Origin of the sequence: Amycolatopsis xylanica (assembly GCF_900107045.1) — a bacterium.
GTDB lineage: Bacteria > Actinomycetota > Actinomycetes > Mycobacteriales > Pseudonocardiaceae > Amycolatopsis > Amycolatopsis xylanica.
This window is the reverse complement of sequence record NZ_FNON01000007.1, coordinates 157,074-182,373: the sequence shown is the minus strand read 5'-3', so window position 1 is coordinate 182,373 and position 25,300 is coordinate 157,074. Positions and strand designations below refer to the sequence as shown.

The 25,300-nt window shown below is 68.7% G+C and carries 23 protein-coding genes and 1 pseudogene; 6 read left to right on the top strand and 18 right to left on the bottom strand.

The genetic code is table 11. The annotated features are described in order from the left end of the window. Positions 1–14: 14 nt before the first annotated feature. Together cobT and BLV57_RS30305 are read right to left on the bottom strand one after the other, a co-directional pair. Complete coding sequence (gene cobT / locus BLV57_RS30310; RefSeq protein WP_091294543.1) at positions 15–1,037, bottom strand: nicotinate-nucleotide--dimethylbenzimidazole phosphoribosyltransferase; 1,023 nt, start codon at positions 1,035–1,037, stop codon at positions 15–17. Between the two features lie 8 nt (positions 1,038–1,045). Next, positions 1,046–1,651 carry a bifunctional adenosylcobinamide kinase/adenosylcobinamide-phosphate guanylyltransferase gene (locus BLV57_RS30305; protein WP_091294541.1) on the bottom strand — a complete coding sequence of 202 codons (606 nt, stop codon included), beginning with the start codon at positions 1,649–1,651 and terminating at the stop codon, positions 1,046–1,048. Between the two features lie 141 nt (positions 1,652–1,792). Here BLV57_RS30305 and BLV57_RS30300 point away from each other — a divergent pair, with 141 nt between their 5' ends. Continuing rightward, complete coding sequence (locus BLV57_RS30300) at positions 1,793–3,256, top strand: cobyric acid synthase (protein ID WP_091294539.1); 1,464 nt, start codon at positions 1,793–1,795, stop codon at positions 3,254–3,256. Positions 3,257–3,537: 281 nt separating this feature from the next. Next, complete coding sequence (locus BLV57_RS30295; RefSeq protein WP_091294537.1) at positions 3,538–4,800, top strand: HNH endonuclease signature motif containing protein; 1,263 nt, start codon at positions 3,538–3,540, stop codon at positions 4,798–4,800. A gap of 656 nt (positions 4,801–5,456) precedes the next feature. Here the strand turns inward: BLV57_RS30295 and BLV57_RS30285 are convergent. From BLV57_RS30285 to BLV57_RS30265, 6 genes are read right to left on the bottom strand one after another with little or no spacing between them, the layout of a single operon-like run. Then, on the bottom strand, positions 5,457–5,822 hold the full coding sequence (locus BLV57_RS30285) for an SRPBCC family protein (RefSeq protein ID WP_091294534.1): 366 nt from the start codon (positions 5,820–5,822) through the stop codon (positions 5,457–5,459). Then, positions 5,819–6,469: an SRPBCC family protein gene (locus BLV57_RS30280; RefSeq protein ID WP_245757575.1), complete on the bottom strand. Its 651-nt coding sequence runs from the start codon at positions 6,467–6,469 to the stop codon at positions 5,819–5,821. Before BLV57_RS30280 ends, BLV57_RS30285 begins: the two co-directional genes overlap by 4 nt. After that, complete coding sequence (locus BLV57_RS30275) at positions 6,466–6,828, bottom strand: ArsR/SmtB family transcription factor (RefSeq protein WP_091294532.1); 363 nt, start codon at positions 6,826–6,828, stop codon at positions 6,466–6,468. Before BLV57_RS30275 ends, BLV57_RS30280 begins: the two co-directional genes overlap by 4 nt. Before the next feature lie 53 nt (positions 6,829–6,881). Then, the gene (locus BLV57_RS30270) at positions 6,882–7,574 is read right to left on the bottom strand and encodes a septum formation family protein (RefSeq protein WP_281244447.1); all 693 of its coding nucleotides are present in this window, start codon (positions 7,572–7,574) and stop codon (positions 6,882–6,884) included. Continuing rightward, positions 7,571–7,807 (bottom strand): hypothetical protein, encoded by a 237-nt coding sequence (locus tag BLV57_RS44045; protein ID WP_245757573.1) that lies wholly within the window; start codon positions 7,805–7,807, stop codon positions 7,571–7,573. The genes BLV57_RS30270 and BLV57_RS44045 overlap by 4 nt, the downstream gene beginning before the upstream one ends. 45 nt (positions 7,808–7,852) lie before the next feature. After that, positions 7,853–8,446, bottom strand: a complete 594-nt coding sequence (locus tag BLV57_RS30265; protein WP_091294529.1) for a TetR/AcrR family transcriptional regulator — start codon at positions 8,444–8,446, stop codon at positions 7,853–7,855. A gap of 63 nt (positions 8,447–8,509) precedes the next feature. On the opposite strand from BLV57_RS30265, the gene BLV57_RS30260 reads away from it, so the two are divergent. Beyond that, positions 8,510–9,319: an SDR family NAD(P)-dependent oxidoreductase gene (locus tag BLV57_RS30260; RefSeq protein ID WP_091294528.1), complete on the top strand. Its 810-nt coding sequence runs from the start codon at positions 8,510–8,512 to the stop codon at positions 9,317–9,319. Here the strand turns inward: BLV57_RS30260 and BLV57_RS30255 are convergent. The 3 genes from BLV57_RS30255 to BLV57_RS30245 all read right to left on the bottom strand — a co-directional run bounded on the left by BLV57_RS30255 (position 9,300) and on the right by BLV57_RS30245 (position 11,875). Continuing rightward, positions 9,300–10,724: a Dyp-type peroxidase gene (locus BLV57_RS30255; RefSeq protein WP_091294526.1), complete on the bottom strand. Its 1,425-nt coding sequence runs from the start codon at positions 10,722–10,724 to the stop codon at positions 9,300–9,302. The two genes, BLV57_RS30260 and BLV57_RS30255, sit on opposite strands and share 20 nt — an antisense overlap. 138 nt (positions 10,725–10,862) lie before the next feature. Then, positions 10,863–11,636, bottom strand: coding sequence for a CbtA family protein (locus tag BLV57_RS30250; protein ID WP_091294524.1), 774 nt, complete (start codon positions 11,634–11,636; stop codon positions 10,863–10,865). 23 nt (positions 11,637–11,659) lie between these two features. Next, the gene (locus tag BLV57_RS30245) at positions 11,660–11,875 is read right to left on the bottom strand and encodes a CbtB domain-containing protein (RefSeq protein ID WP_091294523.1); all 216 of its coding nucleotides are present in this window, start codon (positions 11,873–11,875) and stop codon (positions 11,660–11,662) included. A gap of 329 nt (positions 11,876–12,204) precedes the next feature. On the opposite strand from BLV57_RS30245, the gene BLV57_RS30240 reads away from it, so the two are divergent. Together BLV57_RS30240 and BLV57_RS30235 are read left to right on the top strand one after the other, a co-directional pair. Beyond that, positions 12,205–13,086 (top strand): SIS domain-containing protein, encoded by an 882-nt coding sequence (locus BLV57_RS30240; protein WP_091294521.1) that lies wholly within the window; start codon positions 12,205–12,207, stop codon positions 13,084–13,086. Between the two features lie 11 nt (positions 13,087–13,097). Continuing rightward, positions 13,098–13,976 (top strand): ROK family protein, encoded by an 879-nt coding sequence (locus BLV57_RS30235; protein WP_091294519.1) that lies wholly within the window; start codon positions 13,098–13,100, stop codon positions 13,974–13,976. On the opposite strand, the gene BLV57_RS30230 is transcribed toward BLV57_RS30235, so the two are convergent. From BLV57_RS30230 to BLV57_RS30205, 6 genes and pseudogenes are all read right to left on the bottom strand, one after another. After that, a complete protein-coding gene (locus BLV57_RS30230) occupies positions 13,966–14,754 on the bottom strand; it encodes a DeoR/GlpR family DNA-binding transcription regulator (RefSeq protein WP_091294517.1) in 789 nt (262 codons plus the stop codon). The two genes, BLV57_RS30235 and BLV57_RS30230, sit on opposite strands and share 11 nt — an antisense overlap. A gap of 34 nt (positions 14,755–14,788) precedes the next feature. Further along, positions 14,789–16,021: pseudogene (locus BLV57_RS30225) on the bottom strand (Gfo/Idh/MocA family protein); the annotation flags it as partial. 178 nt (positions 16,022–16,199) lie between these two features. Then, positions 16,200–17,228 (bottom strand): helix-turn-helix transcriptional regulator, encoded by a 1,029-nt coding sequence (locus BLV57_RS30220; protein WP_091294514.1) that lies wholly within the window; start codon positions 17,226–17,228, stop codon positions 16,200–16,202. Positions 17,229–17,298: 70 nt separating this feature from the next. Beyond that, a complete protein-coding gene (locus tag BLV57_RS30215; protein WP_091294512.1) occupies positions 17,299–18,750 on the bottom strand; it encodes a glutamate synthase subunit beta in 1,452 nt (483 codons plus the stop codon). Further along, positions 18,743–23,266 (bottom strand): glutamate synthase large subunit, encoded by a 4,524-nt coding sequence (gltB, locus tag BLV57_RS30210; RefSeq protein ID WP_091294510.1) that lies wholly within the window; start codon positions 23,264–23,266, stop codon positions 18,743–18,745. Before gltB ends, BLV57_RS30215 begins: the two co-directional genes overlap by 8 nt. A gap of 655 nt (positions 23,267–23,921) precedes the next feature. Then, on the bottom strand, positions 23,922–24,575 hold the full coding sequence (locus BLV57_RS30205) for a dienelactone hydrolase family protein (protein ID WP_091295077.1): 654 nt from the start codon (positions 24,573–24,575) through the stop codon (positions 23,922–23,924). Here BLV57_RS30205 and BLV57_RS30200 point away from each other — a divergent pair. Continuing rightward, positions 24,553–25,176, top strand: a complete 624-nt coding sequence (locus BLV57_RS30200; protein ID WP_091294509.1) for a YigZ family protein — start codon at positions 24,553–24,555, stop codon at positions 25,174–25,176. The genes BLV57_RS30205 and BLV57_RS30200 overlap by 23 nt on opposite strands. On the opposite strand, the gene BLV57_RS44265 is transcribed toward BLV57_RS30200, so the two are convergent. Next, positions 25,173–25,295 (bottom strand): hypothetical protein, encoded by a 123-nt coding sequence (locus tag BLV57_RS44265; protein ID WP_281244442.1) that lies wholly within the window; start codon positions 25,293–25,295, stop codon positions 25,173–25,175. The two genes, BLV57_RS30200 and BLV57_RS44265, sit on opposite strands and share 4 nt — an antisense overlap. Positions 25,296–25,300: the final 5 nt, after the last annotated feature.

Here is a 25,300-nt window from a genome sequence, read left to right as displayed (position 1 = left end):
GAGTTCAGCAAGGCTTACGAGCCCAAGTCGGCGAGCAGGCCCATGTCGGCCAGGATCGCGCGCGCTGCGCGCAGCGTCGGCACGGCTTGGACAGCGCCGCTGCCCTCACCGAGACGCAGGCCGAAATCGAGGATCGGCTCCAAGCCCAGCGCCTTCAGCGCGAACGCCTGAGACGGCTCGGTCGACCGGTGCCCGGCAAGCCACCAGCGCTCCGCGCCCGGCGCGATCTCACGCGCGACCACGGCCGCCGCCCCGGAGAACACGCCGTCGAGCAGCACGGGAACGCCACGGACGGCGCCCTGCACGAGGAACCCGGCCGTCGCCGCGGCGCAAGCACTGCCCAGCGCGGTCAGCAGCGCGAACGGCTCCTGGACCGCCCCGGCGCGAGCCAGCGCGGCCGAAACCACCGCGACCTTGCGCTGCCTGCCCGCTTCGTCGATGCCCGTCCCGGTGCCGACCACCTCGTCGGCAGGCAGTCCGAGCCGCGCCGCGACCAGCGCCGCCGCGACCGCGGTGTTCCCGATGCCCATGTCGCCGGGGATCAGCAGGTCCGCGCCCGCGTCGATCTCCTCGTCCGCGATCGCCCGCCCGGCCTCGAAGGCACGCAACGCCTCGCCGGGCGCCAGCGCGTCCTCGACGTCGATGGACCCGGAGCCACGCCGGATCTTGTGCGCCAGGACCTCGGCGGGCACGCCCTCGAGGTCATCGTCGACCGCGATGTCCAGCACCCGGACCTGCGCTCCGACGAGCCCGGCGAGCACGCTGACCCCGCTCTTCCCGGCCAGGAACACGCGCACCATGGCCGCGGTGACCTCGCGCGGGTACGCCGAGCAGCCGCTGACCCCGTGGTCACCGGCGAAGACGACCACGCGCACGTCGGTCAGCTCGCGCGGCGGCACGCTGCCGTGCGCGGCGCTGAGCCAGGCGGCCAGGTCTTCCAGCCTGCCGAGCGCGCCGAGCGGTTTGACCAGCCCGTCGAGCCTGGTGCGGGCGGCCGCGTAGGCCGTTTCGTCGGGAAGCGGGATTGTGAAAGTCACGTCGGCTCCTAGTGCAGGTCGAGCGCACGCCCCGCGACGACCAGCCGGACCCGGTCGGATTCGGCGGCCACGCGGCTGTTCAGGGTGCCCAGCACATCACGGAAAAGCCTGCCGGAGAACGTCGCGGGCACCACACCGCTGCCGACCTCGTTGCTGACCGCGACGATCGGCACGTCGGCGCTCGCCCAGGCGGCGAGGAAGTCCTCGAGCCGGTCGTCGAGACGGCGCTCCCAGCCCTTGCGCTGGTCCCAGGCGCCGACGTCGTCGAGCACGCGGCTGAGCCAGGTGCCGAGGCAGTCGATCAGCAGCGGGCTGCGGGCGCTGCGCAACACCGACGTCAGGTCGCTGGTCTCGACCGTCCGCCAGCTCGACGGCCTGCGCGCGCGGTGCGCGGCGACCCGCGCGGCCCATTCGGGGTCGTCGTCGGTCGGCGGCAGCCCGGCGGCCACGTACACGACGTCGCCATGCCGGGCCATCAGGTCCTCGGCGTGCCGGGACTTGCCCGATCTGACCCCGCCGAGTACCAGCACCTTGCCGTCTTCGCGCCCGTAGGAGCGCAGGGTGCGCGCCGCGGTCTCCAAAAGCGCCGCGAGCCGGAGCGTCAGCTTGGTCATAACCCCGCATTCTGGTGTAAACGCTACTGTTCGCCACGTGCCACGCTGTAGATCTTCCCAAGCGGCCGGGCTTGTCGCAGGGTACGCGGCCGACGCCGGTTTCGGTGAGTCCCGCACGCCCCATCCTGCCGCGGTCGCGCGATGAGGGGCCTGCTCGTCGCCGGCACCACGTCCGACGCGGGAAAGAGCCTGGTCACCGCCGGAATCTGCCGCTGGCTCGCCCGCCAGGGCCTGCGTGTCGCGCCGTTCAAGGCGCAGAACATGTCGAACAACTCGATGGTCTGCGCGGACGGCGCCGAGATCGGCCGCGCCCAATGGGTCCAGGCGCGCGCGGCGATGGTCGAGCCCGAGGCCGCGATGAACCCGGTACTCCTGAAGCCGGGCAGCGACCGCCGCAGCCACGTCATCGCGCTCGGCAAACCGTTCGGCACGCTGGAGGCGGGCGAGTACGCGACCGGCAGGGCAGGCCTCGCCGAGATCGCCTTCGACACGTTCGCCTCGCTACGCACCCGCTTCGACGTCGTCATCTGCGAGGGCGCGGGCAGCCCGGCCGAGATCAACCTCCGCGCGGGCGACTACGTGAACATGGGCCTCGCCCGCCGCTTCGGCCTGCCGGTGGTGGTCGTCGGCGACATCGACCGGGGCGGGGTGATGGCCTCGATGTTCGGGACGCTCGCCTTGCTCAGCGCGGAGGACCAGGCCCTGATCTCAGGCTGGATCGTCAACAAGTTCCGCGGCGACGTCGGCTTGCTCCGCCCGGGCCTGGACACCCTGGACCGGCTCACCGGTCGTCCAGTGCTCGGCGTGATCCCCTGGCTCCACGACGTGTGGATCGACTCCGAAGACGCGCTCGCCGCCGCGGGCTGGGGTTCCTCGGGCGGCACGCTGCGGGTCGCGGTCGTCCGGTTCCCCCGCGCCTCGAACGCGACCGACGTGGACGCGCTGGCCGCGGAGCCGGGCGTCTCGGTCACCCTGACGGCCGACCCGGACACGGTCGCCTCCGCGGACATCGTGGTACTGCCGGGGTCCCGCGCGACCGTCGACGACCTGCGCTGGTTGCGGGAGCGCGGCCTCGCCGACGCGGTGCTGCGGCGGTCCGGGCCGGTGCTGGGGATCTGCGGCGGGTACCAGATGCTGGGGTCGGAGATCGACGACGACCTCGAGTCCGGCGCCGGGCTTGTGAAGGGCCTCGGGCTGTTGCCGACGCGGGTGGCTTTCGCGGAGTCGAAGGTGCTCGCGCGGCCTGAGGGTTCTTGGCGCGGGCATCGGGTGGAGGCTTACGAGATCCACCACGGCGTGGCCGCGCGAACCGGTGAGGCGGAGGCTTTTCTCGACGGGTTCCGGTCGGGGAACGTCTGGGGGACCATGTGGCACGGCGCCTTCGAGAACGACGGCTTCCGGCGTGCTTGGCTCACCGAAGCCGCCGCCTCCGCGGGCCTCACCTGGACGCCCGCGGAAGGCGCGCCGGGCTTCGGTGCGCTGCGTGAGTCCATGCTCGACCGGCTCGCCGATGCGGTCGCGGAAAACCTCGACACTGGCGCGCTTTTGCGCCTCGCTGAGCGCGGGGCGCCTGCAGGCCTGCCGTTTGTTCCGCCTGGGGTGTAAGGACTTGCGGGCGGTCTTCGCTTTGTGACACGGCTGGCTTTTGGTCTGGGTCTGTTTGGGTCGGATCTAAAGACATCCCGTATGGACATTTCCGCTCCGGGGTCGGGTGGTGTTTGGGGTCGCCGCGGAAATATCCATACGGACCGAGGGCACGGTGGTCGGTTTTCGTTGTGGCTCACCAGAAACCCCGGCCGGTACTCGCTGCCCGCCTGAGCGCTGGGTCGGCCAGCTCGACGTGTGTCTAGTGGCATATGACTCTGGACGCTGGTAGTGTGGATTGCATGATCAGCACCGAAAGTCCTGACACCGCAGTACCACCGGAGTGGTGGCGCTGCGACAAAGACACGCTGCTGCTGGCCTACGTTGCCCGCGAACGAGAAAAACGGCGTTTGGAGGCCGAGCAGGGACAAATCCTGGCGGAGATCGAATCCCGCGGAGTGAAGGAGGTAACCGGCTACGCGACCTTGCCGGGGATGCTGGTGGACTGGGTGCAGATCAAGCACTCCGAAGCGAAAGCCCGCGTCGACCGTGCCCGCGCACTCAACCCACGCCAAGACGGCGGCACTCGGATCCCAGCGCTCGCACCACATGCCGCCGCAGCAGCACTGGCCGGTGATCTGGGAGCGGCGCAGTTGGATCCGATCATCGCCGCCCTCGGCGCACTCCCACCCACAGTCTCAGCAGAAGACCGCGACACCGGTGAGCAGATTCTGGTGAATCTCGCCCGCACCGCAGGGCCTCGGCAGATCAGCCACGCGGCGAAAAACCTGCGGGATCGGCTTGATCCGGACGGGCGCGAGCCGAAAGACCCCGATCCAGCTGAGCCGCGCCATGAACTCGGGTTCGTGACCCACCGCGACGGCACCCACGGCATAAAAATCAAAACCGACGCCGAAACCATCGCCCGGTTGAAAGCAACCCTGGATCCACTCGTGAAACCTCGCCCGGCATCCGAGGAAGAAGGGCGGGACACCCGCTCGCAGTGGGAACGGTTGGGGGATGCGTTCGCCGCCTTTGTTCGTATCGGCATGGGCAACCCGAAGATCCCGAGCCAGGCTGGGGACAGTGTGCATGTCGTGGTCACCGTGGGCCTGGACGAACTCAAGACCGGGATCGGGCGGGCCTGCCTCGATTTGGTCGGGGATATCAGCGCCACCGACGCACGCCTGCTCGCCTGTGACTGCAAAGTCATCCCGGTCACCCTCGGCTCCCACGGCGAACCGCTCGATGTCGGCAGGGCGCAACGCCTCGCCACCCCGGCCCAGCGTCGGGCGCTGGCGATCCGCGACGGTGGCTGCGCCTTCCCCGGCTGCGACGCGCCCCCACAGCAATGCACCGCCCATCACATCGTTTTTTGGGCTCATCACGGGGAAACCCGAATCGACAATCTCGTGCTGGTATGCGGCAAGCATCACCGGCTGATCCACAACAGTGACTGGGAGGTACGGATCGCCAGCGACGGGTATCCCGAGTTCATTCCACCGGCGTTCATCGACCCCGCGCGGGCACCCCGCCGCAACACCATGCACACCACCCGAACCTGACCCGCCAGCATCAAACGAAAAGTCACATTCGGGCTCCGTGAGGCCCAGCAGTCGATCGCCACCATAGTTCCAGACCCCACCTAGGCGTACAGCAAGCAAGTATCAGCCAGGGTTTCTGGTGGCTATATCGGCTTCTGCTGACGCCGTTTGTCGGTCTCGTTCGGCACCGATCGCGACTGAGGACCTGGAATAGCACCTCGGCTCTGCGGCGATCGAGCTGCATGTAGTCGAGTTCGTCGATGCAGAGCAGATCGGCCTATGACGGGGCGCTCCAAGAATCGGGCCATCGCCGGGGTCACGTCGGCGATGGACAGTTTGATGACGGGCGCAGCCGCTGAGTGAGCAGGCTCGTGGGGCGCTCGCGTCGATGAGGGAAATGCCGCCGGTCTCGTCGCCGTCGTCGATGTAGGTGCAGAGCACCGGGTGGAACGAGCAGTCCTCGTAAATGTCACCAGGGTGAATCTCGCCCGCGCTCGGCGAGCATCGCCCGGAGTCTTCCGTGTCGTCGCGTGCCGGTCGCCAGTCAAGCATCGACGGCCGGCAGCCACGTTACGACGAGAGCTACCTTGTGGTGGCCGTGTCCCTAGCTTCTGGTCAGGAGCCACGAAAAAGGTAACGGGGGATTCTCGTCGCTGACCGCGACAGATCAGGACAGATCAGTTCGTTCCTTGGCGGACGTCCGTCCCTTGTTCGGCGAAAGCCTTGAAGTCCTGCATGTGCTGCCGCGACTGCTTTCGGAAGACACCGGGCAGCAGACGCCCCATCAGTCGCATCGGCAACCCGTCGAACCGGAACTCGCTTTCGCTCTCCCATAGCGTCGTGTCCGGGCCGGCGTCGATGATCCGGTCGCGCTGGGCCTGCCACATGCCCTCGGCCAGGATCTCACGGTCGTAGTGCACGACGACCGAACTGGGGAGGGCGTGCAGGCTGCCCAGCCATTTCGGCAGGTGCGCCGGGTCGGCGATCAGCCGGATCACTTTCTCGCGTGGCAGGCCGATCTCGATCGAGGTGGTGTACTTCATCGGGCGTTCGTTCCGGGGACGTAGAACGCGGTAGTGGCTTCGACCGCGGACGCCACCTGGTCCGGATCGCCGCCGGCGGCCAGGTGGGCTTCGCCCCATGCCGCTGCGCTGCGCCGAGTGAACTCGCGCCCCTCGGGCAAGGTCCGGAACTCCTCGTGGTCGAGGGGCTCGCCGTCGGCCAGGAACCGGGACAGGGCAAGGAGATGCAGGTCCCAGCCCACGCCGCCGGCGCCGGGGCCGTAGGTCGGGAACATGGGCTCCCCGACGGCCGCCGCATGGACCAGTTCGAGCTCCGTGTCTCCGGCAGGGCCTGGGGACAGGCGCACCTCGACCTCGCTCGTACCCGGCCACTCGTCGGCGTCCGGGCCGAAGAGCCAGGACACCCGCAGCAGCCGCGGCGGATCGCACTGGAGGATCTCGCCGTGCTCACCGCCGTCCAGCTCGAACGACCCGCCGAGCCGCAGGTCTCCGGTGACCGGCTTCAACCAGCGGCCTAGCCGCTCGGGGTCGGTGATGGCGTTCCACACGTCGTCGACCGGCGCGTCGTAGCGACGCCGCAACTCGATCGTGTACGCGTCGCCAGCGGGCAGGGTTGCCGCGCCCATCTTCCGGCGGGCGGCGGCCAGCTCGTCCAGTATGTCTTTCACGTCGTGTTCCTTCCGCTGGTGGCGGCACCTGAGGTCCGGGATGCGCGTCTGCCGCGGGCCAGCTCCGTTCCCAGGGCGTCGAGGCGCTGGTTCCAGAGCCCGCGAAACCGGTCCAACCACGCGTCGACCTCGCTCAGCGGCGAGGGTTCGACGGCGTAAAACCGGCGGGCCCCCTCAGCCCGGACCGACGCGAATCCGCTCTCGCGCAAAACGCGCAGATGCTGGGAGACAGCAGGCTGGGACAGTGCGAACTCGGCCCGGATCACCTCCGTGATCGCGCCCGAGGTCTGCTCACCGTCGGCGAGCAGCTCGAGAATGCGACGGCGCACCGGGTCACCGAGGATGTCGAAGGCGTGCACGGCCAGGATCGTATCAGGAATGGCTTATATAAGCCTAGGCTGGTATCCCGTCTTTAGTTGCGGGTGAAGCGCAGGGCGTCCCGGACCTTCTTTTCCTCGGCGAGCCCGTTGTCCTGCGCCTGGTTCGCCAAGGCTTCCTCGAGCTGCTTCGCGTCGCCCGCGGCGGCGGCCTCCGTCCAGTCGACCAGTTCGGCGCGTTTCTTGGCGACCCAGTCGTTGATCAGCGGCTGCATCTCGGGTGACCAGGGCGCGCTTGTCAGTTCCAGCACCTCCCACCAGACGATCTGCTGCATGGCGCCGGCTTTCTCGCTGCGTTCGGTCCACTGGCCGCGCAAGGCCTGGAATTTCGGGAACTCGCGGTTGTACGACTGGACGGTGACCGCGTACCGCTTCTGCTCGACCGTGTAGGGCGTGCCGTTCTGCAGGACCGGTTTGCGGATGACGCCTGCCGGACTCATGTAGATGCAGGTGATCCAGCGGACGTGTCCTTGCCAGCCGCTGTCCTTGGGAAAGAGGAAATGGATGTCCAGCGGGGGATAGTTCGAGTCGTGGTCGAGGAACTCCTCGGACGCCGCGGCGCACTCCTCCGAGCCCATGCGATCGAGTTCGTTCTGGCCGGGAAAGTTGTTCTCGGACAACAGGATTCGCGCGTAGACCTCGCCGTCGTGGAGGTCGTCGCAGCGCACGAGTGAGACGGCGACCGTGATGTCCGCCGTGGTCTTCGTGAAGCAGTCGTGTTCCTTCAGGCTGGTCGCGGCGACCGTGTGGCCGTCGGGAAGCCGGACGTCGTCGTCTCCGAAATGATCGCCGCCGCCCCTGAGCTGGACGATGGCCGGCCGAGCACGCCGCCGATCAGGCCGAACACCAGCGCGGCGACCGCGAACCCGTCGGTTCCGCCGGCCGGGCGGTATTCGGGAGGCGGCGCGTCTTCGTAGCTCGGGCCGCGCGGTGGCAGGACAGGGCGTGGTTCGTCGGACATGGTTCCCCCTCGCGAGTGCCCCGACCCGAGCAAGATCCTAGGCGATCATGGGCGCAGTGCGCGCAGCAATAACGCGACCACCGAGTCGCAGTACTCGGTGCTCAGCGGGCCCGTGCGCAGCAGCCAGCGGTAGTAGAACGAGCCGTAGAACAGGTCGACCGCCGCGTCCAGGTCGGCGTCGGCGATCTCGCCCGCGCGGACGGCCACCCGCAGGCGTTCCTTGGTGGCTTCCAGCCACGGTCCGAGCAGGCGCTCATTCAGTTGCCGCGCAAGCTTTTCGTCGTTTTGGATCGCCGTGAGCAGTGAGCGGTAGAAGCGGGCGAACGAGGCGTCCGCCAGCTGGCCGACGGTCGAGGTGAGGACCAGGCGCAGGTCGGCCTCGAGGTCGTCGGTGGTCGGGAAGGTCAGGCCCGCGTCGGCGTTCGTCAAAGCCAGATAAGCGTCGAGGACGACAGCGCCTTTGTCAGGCCACCAGCGGTAGATCGTCTGCTTGCCGACGCCGGCGCGTGAGGCGACGCCTTCGATGGTCAGCTTCTGGTAGCCGACTTCGCTGACCAGTTCCGTGGCGGCGGTGAGGATCGCCTGGCGGGACCGCTCGCTGCGGCGGGCTGGGTCGGGGGTCTTGACGTGCTCCGGCATGGGTGTCATCGTAGCACCAACGAGACGAGACGGATCGTCTCGTCAACTCGAAGGAGAAAGATCATGAACGACCGCGTCTGGTTCATCACCGGGATCAGCAGGGGCTTCGGCCGCCTCATCGCCGAGCACGCGCTCGCCGCGGGGGACCGGGTGATCGGCACCGCGCGCCAGCCGCTCGACGAGCTGGTCGCCGAGCATGACGGCAGACTCGTCGTGCTGCCGCTGGACGTCACCGATCGCGCGGCCGTCTTCGCGACCGTCGAGAAGGCGGTCGAGGCATTCGGGCGGATCGACGTCGTCGTCAACAACGCGGGGCACGGGCTCGCGGGCACCGTCGAGGAGGTCAGCGAGGCGGACGCGCGTGCCTTGCTGGACACCAACTTCTTCGGCGCGCTGTGGGTGACCCAGGCCGTGCTGCCGCGGCTGCGGGCACAGGGATCCGGGCACATCATCCAGATGTCGAGCGTGTCCGGACTGATGGGCGTGCCGACGCTGGGGCTCTACTCGGCGAGCAAGTTCGCGCTGGAAGGCCTGAGCGACTCGCTCGCGCAGGAGCTCGCGCCGTTCGGGATCCACGTGACTCTGGTCGAACCGCGCGTCTACGCCACGGATTTCCTGGGGCACAGCATGAAGTTGTCCACCTTCATGCCCGAGTACCAGCCCGTCCGCGAGGCGCTGATGACCCGGTACGAGGGCGCCGCTCCCGGCGACCCGGCGAGGGTCGCCGAGGCCATGATGAAGCTGGCCGCGAGCGACACCCCGCCGCGCCGCCTGCTGCTCGGGGACGGCGATTTCGACGTCATCCTCGACGTCCACCGGCAGCGGATCAGCGAATGGAGCGAGTGGGAAACGGTCAGCCGGGCTGCGGGCTGAGACCGCGCAGGAAGGCGAGCGACGGCATGAAGAAGTACTCACCACCCTTCAACGTGACGGCCTGCGGGGACGGCGCCGCGGTCTTGGTGACGTCCGAACCCCATTCGGTGGCGTAGGTCGGGTCGTCCTCGCGTGGCCCTTGCCCGATCACCAGATCCCGCCCGGGGTTCGACGCGCCATCGGGCACCCGGGGGAAACCCGCCCCGTTGGCCCAGTTCGTCTGCACGAAGTCGAACTGCTGGCCGATGTTGGAGTTGAACGCCATGAACAGCAGCCCGACGCCACCGGACGGGCGGGCCGACGGCGGAAGATCGGCGTTCGGGTCGTCGAGACGTTCGCCGTAGGTCTGGCCTCGGCGGGCCATGATGTGCAGGCGTTCGGCCTCGACCGGCTCGAAACCGCCGGAACCACGCGGATTGCTCTTGCGGATGTGCGCGTGGAACGGGCACTTGTGGCCCTCGCCGTCACTGTCGTAGCTGAAGTCGTTCGGCACCGGGCCGTGCGCGCCTGCCTCACGATGATCGGTGACGGGAGTGCCGTCCTCGAACCGGCCGACGATCAGCGCGCCCGCCCGTTCCCGGTCTTCGCCCTCGAAACCGAGTTCGTCCGCGAGATCCTGTTCAGCCTGCTTGAACCGGCGCACGTTCTGTTCCAGCTTGCGGAAGACGAAATAACTGCCGAAATGCAGCCCCGGGTCCGGCGCCGCCGGGTCCGCGACGACCACCCTGTCGAGCCCGAAGCGGGGATCCCATTCGTCGACGCCATCGGTGCCGTCACGCTCGTCTTCGTAATCCTCGAGCAGGAATAACGGCTGGCTGCGCCCGTCGACATACCCGAAATGCTCGATCGGGTCACCCTGGGCGTTGAACTGGGTGAACCCGGTCTCCTCGCCGAGAATGATCACCGAATCCGGCATCAGATCCTCGACCTGGCCCCGGCGCGCGGCCATGCCCGCGTCGGTGGCGTCGCCGATCAGCACCACCGCGTCGATGTCCTCGCGGAAGGCCGGATCCCAGCCGGACCTGGGCGGATCGTTGAGCTTGCGCCGGGTCTCGGTCGACTTCATCCCGGTGGTGAACGACCGGTCCGCCGGCCGGTTCTCCTCGGGAATGTCCAGTTTCGCGTAGCCGCTCGCGGTGAGCCCGACACCGACATAAGGCGAGCTCTTGGCACCTTCGTTCTTGAAGGCTTCGATTTCCAGCAAATGATCTTTCGCCGACTTCATCAAACCGGCGAGCCCGGTCAGGAAGGCCGCCGCCTCGGCGGTGTCCTCGAACGCCAGGAACAGCATGGAAAGGTGATCACGAACATGTGCCTTGACTATGTTCGGCTGCAGTTCGTCGAGAATCCGAACCGTTTCGTCCGCTGATTTCCAGCGCAGCGGTTTGGACAGATCGATACTCATCTTGAGTCCCCCTCAAGAGTCGGGTGACACCGGCCCTCCGAATCCCCCTAAGACCCGCAGTGCCACCTTCTGACCCGTCAACGAACAAGGGCTCGTGTGTGTTCCCAACGGTCGGGAACACACACGAGCCCTTACGTATCAAGCCGCGGCGGCGACCGCCTTCTTCGCGAGCACCCGCTCGGCGAGCGCGCCGAACGTCAGCCCGAGCGCGGTCCACAGCACTAGCTGCGTGCCGATCGACGAGACGCGGAAGGTCCACAGCGTCGACGCCGGGAAGTCGCCGACCTCGTCGATGACCGGCATCAGCCACGAGCAGAGCGCCAGCACGACGACATACCCGGCCACACCGAGCAGACCGGCCGTCCAGCCGCCGAGCCTGGCCGCCAGCTTGCGGCTGAGCACCAGCGCCAGCACGGCGACGACCAGCGACAGCGCCACGAACCCGAAGTACAGCCCGGTGCGCTCACCGATCGTCTCCGGCTTGCCGACCGCGGGTGGATTGCCCGGATACTTCAGGAACGGCACCAGGAACACGACCGCGAACGCGAACGCGCCCAGCGCCGCCGCGGTCAGTCTCGGCCGGAGCCTGCCCACCCGCCCGTAGACGAACGCGAAGGCGAGCGAGAACAGCCCGCCGATCGCGGTGCCGTAGACGCCGACGGCGACCAGCAGGCCGAGCGTGCTCTGCACGTCCCGGCTCACCAGTTCCTCTTCGGGCTCCGCCGCCGCGCCGTGGTCGTGGCCCGGCGCTGCCGCGGGGTCGTGCGTGTGGGAATGCGCGGCGCTACCGGCTTCTTCGATGCCGATGGCCGCGTTGATCGACGGCTCGCCGAAGAAGTACGCGAACAAGGTCGCGAGCACACCGGCGATCAGGCCCGCGAGCATGCCGCGGACCAGGAGGGTCCTCATCATGTGCTGTTGTTCCCCGCCCGCGCTCAGTGGCAGGGGAAGGCCAGCAGGTGCCGGCCGTCATGAGCGAACTCGTGGATGTACATGTTGTCGAACAGCGCGAACGCGCCCTGCTCGGCGCCGACGAAGTACACCGCGATCAGGCCGAGCAGCACGGTGAACACCGCCCACGGCAGGATCTCGCGCACCGGGATCCTGATCGGTACCGCGGGGAACGCGGGAGCTACGGCTTGGGTCGTCATAGGGGGAGCCTCCTCGGGCTTGCGCGGCCACTTCGGGAACATGCGACGGGCCCGGGTCTGACTCGCCCGCGGGGTTCACGGGCTCACAGTGGCGCGTCCGTGCGGGTTCTCACCGCTTCCGGAGTCCGTCGCCTAGCGTGGATGAGGGTAGGTGCGGCGGCCTGGGCCGGTCAATGTGAGGTACGCATAAAACCGGGCCACGATCAGTTGCAAGGTGGTTACGGCACGTTCTGGCGAAAAGCCGAAGTGGGCTGTTCGGGTAATACCGTTCCACCACCAGGCTGAGTGAATCTGATGGAGAAAGCGGTTGACCGTGCATAATCTTGCACATGACGCGATCGTTCATGGCTGACGAGATCGCAAGCCAGCCCGCGTGCTGGCGCCAGGCCGCCCAGCTGGTCCACTCAGTGGGAGATCGGTTGCCCGCCAAGGGCGCCAGCGTCGCGGTGGTCGGCTGCGGAACCTCCCGCTACATCGGCGAGTGTTATGCGGCGTTGCGCGAATCGGCCGGGCTCGGGCACACGGACGCGTTCGCCGCGTCGGAGTTCCCCGGCCGCCGCCGCTACGACCACGTGCTCGCCATCTCCCGCTCCGGCACCACGACCGAGGTGCTGCACCTGCTCGAATGGCTGCGCGGGGTCACCCCGACCACGGTGATCACCGCGGTGCCCCGCGAGATCGGCGACCGCGCCGACACGGTCATCGACCTGTCGTTCAGCGACGAGCGCTCAGTGGTGCAGACCAGGTTCGCGACCACCACGCTCGCGCTGCTGCGCACGCACACCGGCGAGGACCTCGCCGAGGCGACGGCGCAGGCGGAGATGCTGCTGGTCGAGCCGGTGCCCGACCGGGTCCGCACGGCGAGCCAGTTCACCTTCCTCGGCACCGGCTGGACGATCGGGCTCGCGCACGAGGCCGCGCTGAAGTTCCGTGAGGCGACGCTGAGCTGGACCGAGTCGTACCCCGCGTGGGAGTACCGGCACGGCCCGATCAGCATCGGCGAGCCGGGCAGGGTGACCTGGATGTTCGGCAAGCCGCCGCCGGGATTGGCCGAGGACGTCGCGAACACCGGCGCGCTGTTCATCGAGAGCAAGCTGGACCCGCTGGCCGACCTGGTGCGTGCCCAGCTGGTCGCCGCGGCGATCGCCACCGACCGTGGTCTGGACCCCGACAGCCCACGGAACCTGACTCGCTCGGTGGTACTGCGGTAAGAATCTCCCCCATGGTGATTACGGCGCTCGACGTCGGCGGGACGAGCATCAAGGCCGCGGTGCTGGACGGCGACCTCAAGACACTGGCGACCAGCCGCGAACCCACCGCCAAGGGCGCGGACGGGCACGCGGTCGCCGACCAGGTGGCCAGGATGGTGGCCGAGCTGGGCCACGACCCGGCGGCCGTCGGCGTGGTCGTGCCCGGCATCGTCGACGAGAACGCCGGTATCGCCCGGTTTTCGGCCAATCTCGACTGGCGTGACGTGCCGCTGCGCGCGCTGCTCGCCGAGCGGCTCGGCATCCCGGTCGCGCTCGGCCACGACGTCCGCGCCGGCGGGCTGGCCGAGTTCAGGGTCGGCGCGGGGCGAGGCTGCACCGAAGCCGCGTTCGTCGCCGTCGGCACCGGGATCGCGGCGGCGCTGCTCGTCGACGGCAGGCTCTACTCCGGCGGCGGGCTCGCCGGGGAGCTCGGCCATGTCGACGTCGGCAACCAGCTCAAGTGCGGCTGCGGCGCGGTCGGCTGCATGGAGATGATCGCCTCGGCGTCGGCGGTCGCCCGGCGCTACACCGAACTGACCGGCGAACCGGCCGACGGCGCCGAAAGTGTCGTACTCGCGGCGCAGAATGGGGACGAGCGCGCGAAGGTCGTGGTGGACGAGACCGTCGACGGGCTCGCGCGAGGCCTGCGGATCTTGGCGACCCTGCTGGCCCCGGAGGTCGTCGTGCTCGGCGGCGGGCTGTTCACGACAGGGGAGTACCTGCTCGACGCCGTGCGCGGGCAGCTGCGGCTGACGTTCCAGCGTGAGCCGGAGCTGCGCCTTGCCGAGCTCGGCCCGGATGCCAGCCGCTACGGCGCCGGGCTGCTGGCGCTCGACCTGCTCAAGCCGTGACGACCGCGAGGCCCTGCTCTTCGAACTCGCGCAGCACGTCGGGGTCGGCCGACTCGTCGGTGATCAGCATGTCCACCGCCGAGGCCGGGCAGATCTGCGCGAACGCCTGGCCGCCGAGCTTCGAGCTGTCGGTCACCACGACGACCTGACGCGCCCGCTCGGCCAGCAGCTTGTTGATGCTGGCCTCGCCCTCGTGGTGCGCGTAGGCGCCGCGCGTCACGTCGAACGCGTCGACGCCGAGGAACACCAGGTCGAGCGTGATCTCGTTGAGCAGCAGCTCGGCGAGCGGACCGGTCAGCTCGAACGAGTGCTGCCGCGCGACCCCGCCGGTGGTGACGATCTTGATGTTCGGCCGCACCGCCAGTTCGTGCGCGATGTTCAGCGCGTTGGTCACCACGGTCAGCGCCGGCGAGACCGAGCCGCGGTCGTTGAAGTCGGCGCGCGTGGCGATGGCGCGGCCGATCTCGGTGGTGGTCGTGCCGCCGTTGAGCCCGACGATCATGCCCCGCTCGATCATCCGCGCCGCGGCCGCGCTGATCCGCTGCTTCTCCGGCGCGTGCCTGGCCGCCTTGTGGCGCAACGGCAGGTCGTAGGCGACGTTGCTGGCGACGGCGCCGCCGCGCGTGCGGGTGAGCAGCTGGCGGCCCGCGAGGTGGTCGAGGTCGCGGCGGATGGTCGCGGGCGACACGTCCAGCTCCTCGGCGGTCTTCTCGACGTCGATCTTGTCGCGCTGGCCCACCATGTCCAACAGCGCGCTGAGCCGCTCGTGCCGGTCCATGCTTCCGCCCCTCTGGTCCGAGTTGAACAACGTACTACCGCTGGAATGTCTCCGTACGCGGTTTCGGTGAATCGAGCCCGGCACGCGGATTCTTCCATCGTCCCCGCGTGAAGTCCGGAAAGTCCACCGGGGCGCCACCCCGTCGGATGGATTCGGCGGACAGCGCGAACGGGGCGCTCCACGCGGCGGAATCGTAGACGTCGATGTCGGGGACCAGGCCCAGCCGCAGTGTCTGGGTGAGCCGGTAGAGCATCAGGAAGTCCATCCCGCCGTGCCCGCCCGGCCCCGGGCCGATGTCCGTCCACAGCCAATGGTCGTAGCTCGCGTACTGCTCGAAGTCACCCCACTCGTGGTCCGTCTGCTTCGGCTCGAGGTAGATCCGCGGCGGGAAGTCCTCGAACGCCCCGCGCGTGCCCGCGAGGTGGTTCAGCCTGCTGTACGGATGCGGGTTGGACACCCCGTGCACCAGGTGGACGACCTTGCCGAGCTCGGTCTGGAGCAGGCTCATGGTGACATCGCCCGCCCGGTACCGCTCGCCGCGGCGCGGATCGCCGCCGGGGAGCACCCGGTCGCGGTAGTCGGCGAGCCCGGCGGCCGGGGTGCTCATCGAGGTCAGCCTGGCGAGCCGGTCGCCACGGTGGATGCCGAGATACCCGGCGACCGGGCCGAGCCCGTGGCTCGGATAGGAGTCACCGTCCCCGTCGGTGTGCCAGCCGCGCCGCCACTGGCCCGCGTAGTAGCTGTCGGACAGCAGAAGCTCGCGCAGGTCGTGCAGGTAACCGCCGGAGGCGTGCAGGGTTTCGCCGAACAGCCCGGCGCGGACCATGCGGAGAACCCGGAGTTCGTTGCGCCCGTAGCAGCAGTTCTCCAGCTGGATGCAGTGCCGCCGGGTCTGCTCCGAGGTGTCGACCAGCTCCCAGAGATCCTCGATCGACGTCGCCAGCGGGCATTCGACGCCGACGTGCTTGCCCGCGCGCATCGCGGTCAGCGCGAGCGGCGCGTGGGAGTCCCACGGTGTCGCGATGTAGACGAAGTCGACGTCGTCGCGCGCGCAGAGTTGCTCGAAATCGGTGCAGGCGGCCGACTCGGGCAGCTCGGCCGATGCGATCGTCGCCGCGACGGCGGCCGGGTCGACGTCGTAGAGCGCGGTGATCCTGGCGCCGGGAATTTCGCGGAACAGGGGGACCATCGAGCGGCCACGCTGGCCGAGCCCGGCGATGCCGAACCGGGCGACGGGCCTCGGCTCGAACGGAACATCCATCATGGACAGTGAGTCTAGTCAGCGGGACAACGCGCACAAGTGCTCGAAACCGGAGCCTTTCAAGCACTTGTGCGCAATGATAGCTAGGCGGCGCTGCCGATACCGGCGCGGCGCACTCCCTTGCCCTGCATGATTTCCTCCCAGTTCCCGGCGCGCGAGACCCTTTCGCGCACCCCGCAGGACATTAACGTGCGCGGTCGGCGGGCGGATATCCGATTCGCGCCGCACCCCGGTGACGCTTTCCGGATAGCCCGACGGTGGCCGACGGTGCCTCCCGGTAGGCCTCGCGGTAGAACTGCGCGAACCGGGACAGGTGCACGAATCCCCAGCGCAGCGCCACTTCGGTGACGGAACCGGTGGCGCGGCCCTGCCGGATCGCGACCAGGTCCTCGTGCACACGCGCGAGGCGGACCCGGCGCAGGTAGCCGAGCGGGCTCAGCCCGAACTGCGCGCGGAAACCCTTCTGCAGCGCGCGGACACTCGTGCGGGCCGCGATGGCCAGGTCGGTCACGGAGATCGGTTCGTGCGCGTGGTCCTCGCAGAACCTGGCCGCGCGCTTGACCGCCTCGGTCATCAGGGTGGCGGGCTGCGCGGTGAGCAGCGGGCTCAGCGAGTGCGGCTGGGCGGTGACCAGCCCGTGCAGCACGAGCTGCTGGAAATGCGAGGCGGCCAGCGGCGACGCGGTGAACAGTCCCGAGCGCCAGGTCTCGGCGTAGGTCTTGATCAGCCCGGTCCAGGCGGTGACGGGCGGATTGTCGGCACGCAGGTCGGTCTCGAAGAGGATCGGCGACGGCACGTCCCTGCCGAGGTACTTGCCCACCGTGCGCTCGATCTGGACGCGGGGCACCTGCAGCACGTACGCGAGCGAGTTCGGCTCGAACCGCACCGACCGGAAGGTCTTCTGGCGGAAGTCGGTGATGTGGTCGAGCGTGCGGGTCTCGTGCCCGTCCCGCAGGGTGATCCCGTCGCCGCGCAAGGTGAGCTGAATCCGGTAGAAGTCCTGCTCGCCGACCATTTTGCCGCTGATGTCGAACTGCGGCTCCGAGAACACCTCGATCAGGTCGAACGGCGCGGCTGGCCCGCTCAGCAGGCCGAACTTGAACTGCCCGGGCCCCGAGGAGAAGGAAAGCGTGCGGGTGCCGAAGTTCTCGGTGATGAAGTCGCCGTAGGAGTCGGCCGCGTCGAGCACGATCTGGTCAACCTCGGCAGCCATCTCGCGATCTTCGCACAAGGTCGTGAGTGGTGCGGTCGGTTCTGACCGGCCGCACCACTCACGACCCGAATCAGGTGAGCGGCCGGTCCGTCGGCGCGATCGGCGCGGGCAGCAGGTCCCGCCCGGTCAGGTACGCGTCGACGCCCGCGGCGGCCGAGCGGCCTTCGGCGATCGCCCACACGATGAGCGACTGCCCCCGGCCCATGTCACCGGCGACGAACACGTTGTCCAGGCTCGTCTTGAAAGCCTTGTCCCGCGCCACGTTCCCGCGCGGGTCGAGTTCGACGTCGAGTGCCTCGAGCAAGCCTTCGCGCTGCGGGCCGACGAAGCCCATCGCGAGCAGCACGAGCTGAGCGGGCAGCTCGCGCTCGGTGCCTTCGACCGGCACGAACTTGCCGTCCGACAGCTTGACCTCGACCAGTTTCAGCGCGCGCACGCGCCCGGCCGAGTCGGCGACGAACTCCTGGGTGTTGACCGAGTAGAGCCGCTCGCCGCCCTCCTCGTGCGCCGACGAGACGCGGTAGATCATCGGGTAGGTCGGCCACGGGTGCGCGGCCGAGCGGGACTCCGGCGGCTTCGGCATGATCTCCAGCTGGGTCACCGATTTCGCGCCCTGGCGGTGCGAGGTGCCCACGCAGTCCGCGCCGGTGTCGCCGCCGCCGATGACGACCACGTCGAGGCCCTCGGCGTTGATCGGGGACACGTCCAGCTCGCCGGCCGCCACCCGGTTGGCGGGCGGCAGGAACTCCATCGCCTGGTGGATGCCGTCGAACTCCCGGCCGGCGATGGGCAGGTCACGCCACGCCGTCGCGCCACCGGCGAGCACCACGGCGTCGTACTCGGTCCGCAGCTGCTCGGCGGTGATGTCGACGCCGACGTTCACGCCGGTCCGGAATTCCGTGCCCTCGGCCCGCATCTGGTCGAGCCGCCGGTCGAGCCGGTGCTTCTCCATCTTGAACTCGGGGATGCCGTACCGCAGCAGCCCGCCGATCTTGTCGGCCCGCTCGAACACCACCACCTGGTGCCCGGCGCGGGTCAGCTGCTGCGCGGCGGCGAGCCCGGACGGCCCGGACCCGACCACCGCGACCTTCTTGCCGGTCTGCGCGGCCGGAGGCTGCGGGACGACCCAGCCCTCGTCGAAGGCGCGGTCGATGATCGAGATCTCGACCCGCTTGATGGTCACCGGGTCGTCGTTGATCCCGAGCACGCAGGCGGTCTCGCACGGCGCCGGGCAGAGCGTGCCGGTGAACTCGGGGAAGTTGTTGGTCGCGTGCAGCCGCTCGGCCGCGTCACGCCAGTCCTCCCGCCACACCAGCGTGTTCCACTCGGGGATGAGGTTCCCGAGCGGGCAGCCCTGGTGACAGAACGGGATGCCGCAGTCCATACAGCGCCCGGCCTGCTTCTGCAGCTTGTCCGACGCGAAGCCTTCGTAAACCTCGCGGTAGTCCAGCAGCCGCAGCGCCACCGGACGGCTCTTCGGCGTCTCGCGCGGGGTGGTCAGAAAGCCCTTGGGGTCAGCCATGTGCGGCCTCCATGATCGCCTCGTTCACGTCGCGTCCGTCCCGCTCGGCCTCGGCCTGCGCGGCGAGCACACGCTTGTAGTCCTTCGGCATGACCTTGCCGAACCGTGCGACGCCGGCCTCCCAGTCCTCGAGCAGCGCCCGAGCGACCGCGGATTCCGTTTCGTCGTAATGCTTTTCGACCGCTTCACGCAGGAACGCGACGTCCTCGTCGTCGAGCGGGTCGACGTCGACCATCTCCGGGTTGACCCGGTGCTTCGGCAGGTCGAGCACGTACGCGATGCCGCCGGACATGCCCGCCGCGAAGTTGCGGCCGACCTCGCCGAGCACCACGATCCGGCCACCGGTCATGTACTCGGCACCGTGGTCGCCGACGCCTTCGACGACCGCCAGCGCGCCGGAGTTGCGCACGCAGAACCGCTCGCCGACCTTGCCGCGGATGAAGATCTCGCCGCTCGTCGCGCCGTAGCCGATCACGTTGCCCGCGATGATGTTCTCTTCGGCGACGATGCGCGTCTCCTTCGGCGGCCGCACGATGATCCGGCCACCGGAGAGACCCTTGCCGACGTAGTCGTTGCCGTCACCGAAGAGCCGCAGCGTGATGCCCTTCGGCACGAACGCGCCGAACGACTGGCCCGCGGTGCCGGTGAACGTCACGTCGATCGTGTTGTCCGGCAGGCCTTCGCCGCCCCACCGCTTGGTCAGCTCGGAGCCGAGCATGGTGCCGACCGTCCGGTTGACGTTGCGGACGGGCAGTTCGAGCCGCACCTTGTCGCCGGAGGACAGCGAGCCCTCGGCGAGCTGGATCAGCGTGTTGTCGAGTGCCTTCTCCAGCCCGTGGTCCTGCTGGCGCTGCTGGTGACGGCGGCCGGCCGGCGCCATCTCGGGCACGTGGAAGATCGGCGAGAGGTCGAGCCCCGACGCCTTCCAGTGGTCGACGGCCTTGCGCTTGTCGAGCATCTCGGCGTGGCCGACCGCTTCGGCGAGCGACCGGAAACCCAGCTCCGCCAGGTATTCGCGGACCTCTTCGGCGATGAACTTGAAGAAGTTCACCACGTATTCGGCCTTGCCGTTGAACTTCTCGCGCAGCTTCGGGTTCTGCGTCGCGACGCCGACCGGGCAGGTGTCGAGGTGACACACCCGCATCATGATGCAGCCGGACACGACCAGCGGCGCGGTCGCGAAGCCGAACTCCTCCGCGCCGAGCAGCGCGGCGATGATCACGTCACGCCCGGTCTTGAGCTGGCCGTCGGTCTGCACGACGATCCGGTCACGCAACCGGTTCGCGAGCAGCGTCTGCTGGGTTTCGGCGAGGCCGAGCTCCCAGGGACCGCCCGCGTGCTTGATCGACGAAAGCGGCGAGGCGCCGGTGCCGCCGTCGTGCCCGGAGATCAGCACGACGTCCGCGTGCGCCTTGGACACGCCAGCCGCGACCGTGCCGACGCCGACCTCGGACACGAGCTTCACGTGGATGCGCGCGGCCGGGTTGGCGTTCTTGAGGTCGTGGATGAGCTGGGCGAGGTCCTCGATCGAGTAGATGTCGTGGTGCGGCGGCGGGGAGATGAGCCCGACACCCGGCGTCGAGTACCGCGTCTTCGCGATCCACGGGTACACCTTCGCGCCGGGCAGCTGCCCGCCCTCGCCGGGCTTCGCGCCCTGCGCCATCTTGATCTGGATGTCGTCGGCGTTGACGAGGTACTCGCTCGTGACCCCGAACCGGCCACTCGCGACCTGCTTGACCGCCGAGCGCCGCTCCGGGTCGTAGAGGCGTTCCGGATCCTCGCCGCCCTCGCCGGTGTTCGACTTGCCGCCGAGCTGGTTCATCGCGATGGCCAGCGTCTGGTGCATCTCCATCGAGATCGAGCCGTAGGAGATCGCGCCGGTCGCGAACCGCTTGACGATCTCCTCGACCGACTCGACCTCTTCGATCGGCACCGGTGGCCGCTCGCCGTACTTGAAGTCGAACAGCCCGCGCAGCGTCAGCAGCTTCTCGGACTGGTCGTTGACCGCCTTGGTGTACTCCTTGAAGATCTCGTACTTCCCGGCACGCGTGGAGTGCTGCAGCTTGAACACCGTCTGCGGGTTGAACAGGTGCGGCTCGCCCTCGCGGCGCCACTGGTAGTCCGCGCCGGTCTCCAGCTCGCGGTGGCTCGCGTGCACCCCGTCCGGCGGGAACGCCTTGCGGTGCCGCTCGGCCACTTCGAGCGCGATGGTGTCGAAGCCGACCCCGCCGAGCTTGGAATCCGTTCCGGTGAAACAGTTTTCGATGATCTCCTCGCCGAGCCCGACGGCCTCGAAGATCTGCGCGCCCGTGTAGGACGCGACCGTCGAGACGCCCATCTTCGACATCGTCTTGCGGACGCCCTTGCCGAGCGCCTTGATGAGGTTCTGCGTCGCCTGCACCTGGCTGACGCCCGGGATCAGGCCACGGAAGGCCATGTCCTCGACGGTCGCCATCGCCATGTACGGGTTGACCGCGGCGACGCCGTAGCCGATGAGCAGCGCGATGTGGTGCACCTCGCGGGCGTCGCCGGACTCGACGATGAGCCCGACCTGGGTGCGGGTCTTCTCGCGGACCAGGTGGTGGTGCACCGCGCCGGTCAGCAGCAGCGACGGGATCGGCGCGTGGTGCTCGTCGACGCCGCGGTCGGACAGCACGATGAACCGCGCGCCGTCCTCGATCGCCTCGGACACCTCGGTGCGGATCTCGTTGAGCCGCTTGACAAGCGCCTCGCCGCCGCCTCGGACGTCATAACGCCCGAGAACCGTCACGGCCTGGAACTCCGGCAGCGTGCCGTCGTCGTTGATGTGGACCAGCTTGGCGACCTGGTCGTTGTCGAGCACCGGGAACGGCAGCACGACCCGGCGGCACGACTTGGCGTTGGCCTCCAGCAGGTTCGGCTCGGAGCCGATCTGCGCGCCCAGCGCGGTGACGAGCTCCTCGCGGATCGCGTCGAGCGGGGGATTGGTGACCTGGGCGAAAAGCTGGATGAAGTAGTCGAAGATCAGCCGGGGCCTGGACGACAACGGCGCCAGCGGCGAGTCGTTGCCCATCGAGCCGATCGGCTCCGCCCCGGTGCGCGCCATCGGCTCCAGGATGGTCTCGAGTTCTTCCTCCGTGTAGCCGAAAGCCTGCTGCCGCCGCACGAGCGCGGCGTGCAGCGGGACCTCGCGATCACGCGGGGGCAGGTCTTCGAGCTGCACCAGCCCGGCGTCGATCCACTCGTCGTACGGGTGCGCGGTGGCGAGCTCGTCCTTGATCTCGTCGTCGGAGATGATCCGGCCTTCGGCGGTGTCGACGAGGAACATCTTGCCCGGCTCGAGCCGTCCCTTGCGGACGATCGTCGACTGCTCCAGCTCGAGCACGCCGACCTCGCTGGCGAGCACGACCAGGCCGTCCTCGGTCACCCAGTAGCGGGCGGGGCGCAGGCCGTTGCGGTCGAGCACGGCGCCGATCTGGGTGCCGTCGGTGAAACTGACCAGTGCCGGCCCGTCCCACGGCTCCATGAGCGTCGAGTGGAACTCGTAGAACGCGCGGCGTGCGGGGTCCATCTCCTGATGGTTCTCCCACGCCTCGGGGATCATCATGAGCACCGAGTGCGGCAGCGACCGGCCGCCGAGGTGCAGCAGTTCGAGCACCTCGTCGAACGAGGCCGAGTCGCTCGCGCCGCGGGTGATGATCGGGTAGATCCGCTTGAGGTCGCCGGGGATCAGGTCGGTTTCGAGCAGCGCCTCGCGGGCGTCCATCCAGTTGCGGTTGCCCTTGAGCGTGTTGATCTCGCCGTTGTGCGCCACGTACCGGTACGGGTGCGCGAGCGGCCACGACGGGAAGGTGTTGGTGGAGAAGCGGGAGTGCACCAGGCCGATCGCGCTGGTGACCCGCTCGTCGGTCAGGTCGTCGAAGAACTTCTCGACCTGAGGCTCGGTGAGCATTCCTTTGTAGACGATCGTGCGCGAGGACAGGCTGGGGAAGTAGAGGTCACCCTCGAGCTCGTGCTCGGCGCGCTTGCGCACACAGAAGGCGGCGCGCTCCAGTTCGAGCCCGCTCGCGCCGTCCCGCCCGGCCAGGAACAGCTGGGTGAAGTGCGGCATCGATTCAGCCGCCGTGGGCCCGCAATGCTCCGCGTGCACGGGAAGTTCACGCCAGCCGAGCACGCGCATGTGCTCCTCGGCGGCGATCCGCTCGATGGTCGACATGGCGCGGCCACGCTGTTTTTCGTCCGTCGGCAGGAAAGCCGTGCCGACGGCGTACGCGCCCGCTTCGGGCAGCTCGAAGTCCACCACGGCCCGGTAGAACTCGTCGGGCACCTGGATCAGGATGCCCGCGCCGTCCCCGGTGTCCGGTTCGGCTCCTCTGGCGCCACGATGTTCGAGGTTGCGCAGCGCGACCAACGCCTTGCGCACGATCCCGTGATCTCGCCTGCCCGCGAGATCGGCGACGAAGGCCACGCCGCAGGCGTCGTGTTCATGGTGCTTGTCGTACAAGCCCTTGCGGGTTTCCGGTACGTGGCGGGTCACGGCTGGCCGCCTCCCAAGGCGTCTGCGCGATTCGGTGGGTCGAACCAGTTAACGAAGTGGTCCGGAATCGCGATGGTCAGTCGAGAACAGAAGATGCTTCGTTGCCACTGCTTAGGTGACGGGCAGGGCAGGCATCATCACGGGGTCACGCTGCACTGGGTGACCCTGAACTTCAGGTGCGCCATTGCACCGAGCACGCGCTGGGTCGTCAACCGCGGGTGGTGGGGGTTGTCGGAGCGCGCGGTCGTACTCCCGGGTTCGCCGGGTCTTATGACGATAGTGTGAATTCGCTGTTATCGACATACGTCGTGGTGTCCGGGTGGGAAATGCCACGCCCTAGTTGACTTCCTGCCAGTGTGCCCATAGTACGGACACAGTGTGTCATCTAGTGGACTTGCGGGCCGTGAACTGCGGGTATGTCGTTTACGGACGTTCGTCTGACGACTGCGGCGCGGTTTCTGAGGCTTCCGTGACCATACCGAGATCGCTCGAATGGCAGAGTCGATCACGCTGGGAGTTCGCTTGCCGATTGGGCCATCCGCCGCATCGTAAACCGTTCTGCCCCAGGCAGTGACGGCTCGGACACCCCGTGCTTTGTTGCAGGGCATGGGAAAGGTGTCTCAGCCAACCCTCTTCTGTCCGGGTTGGACTGAACTCAGAGCGACTCGATGAACCCCAGCGCGATCCGCCACGTCTTCTCGGCGGCTTCTTCGTCGTAGTCCGGGAGGTCCGGATCGGTGTAGACGTGCCCGGCGCCCGGGTAGCGGAAGACCTCGACATCGGCGCCCGCCGCGCGGATTTGGCGGTACCACACGTTCTGCCAGTCGTCGGGCTCGAACAGGTCGGGGTCGGCGACGTGGAGCTGGACCGGGAGGTCGTCGACCGATGCGTCGTCGGCGATGTCCGAGGTGCCGTGCAGCAGGAGGAGACCGCGGGCCTTCTCGTCACCCAGTGCGAGGTTCTGGGCGAGCGCGGCGCCGAGCGAGAAACCCGCGTAGAGCAAGCCGCTCGCGGAATGGGGCGCGGAGGCGCGGACCGCGCGGCGGAGGAGTTCGTCGGTGCCGATCTCGTCCTTGATCTTCATTCCGTCTTCGACCGTCTCGGCGGTGCGGCCGTCGTAGAGGTCGGGCACGTGCACCTGGTGGCCGGCCGCGCGGAGCCGGTCGGCCGCCGCGTGCACCGCGGGCCGCGGCCCGTACGCCGAATGGAAGAGCATGATGTCCACCCGGCGATCGTAGGCGGGTGCGGCGCGCGCGCCCGCGCGGACGCCGTGGAAGGCTCGGGTGGTGGCCGACCGGTACCTGACCATCGCCCGAGCGGGCGAGCACGAGATCGAGATCAAGCGCTCGCGGTTCATTTGCGCGCTGGCGCCGGTCGGTTCGGTGGACGCGGCGCGCGAGTTCATCGCAGAGCGGCGCAAGGCGGGCCCCGACGCCAGACATCACTGCCACGCGTTCGTGCTCGGGCCGGACGGGCGGACCGCACGGTCCAGTGACGACGGCGAGCCCGCAGGCACCGCGGGCATGCCGATGCTGGAAGTGCTGAAGCGCAGGGAACTGACCGACACCGTCGCGGTGGTCACCCGCTACTTCGGCGGGGTGCTCCTGGGCGCGGGCGGACTCATCAGGGCGTACAGCCAGGCTGTCGCCGAAGCGGCGGACGTGCTGGGGGTGCGTGAGTATCAGCGGCTGAATCTCGTGGCGGTGACCATGGATTACGGGCCTGCCGGGAGGTTCGAGAGCGACCTGCGGGCTTCGAAGTACCTGCTGAGCGGTGTCCGCTACGAAGAGGTGGCCCGGTTCGAGGTCGGGGTGAAGGCGGGTGAGCTCGACGGGTTCCGAGCTTGGCTGGCGGATCTGACCGGTGGGGCCGCGACCGCCGAAGAGATCGGTGAGGACTGGCTGGGTTAGCCGAGTACGTCTTCGAGCAGCTGCTCACGGTGGATGCCGCGATCCTGCGCCGGGATCTCCGGGGCCGGCTCGCTGAGCAGTGAGACCACGAGTTCCTTGAGGCGTGCGATGAAGGCCATGACCG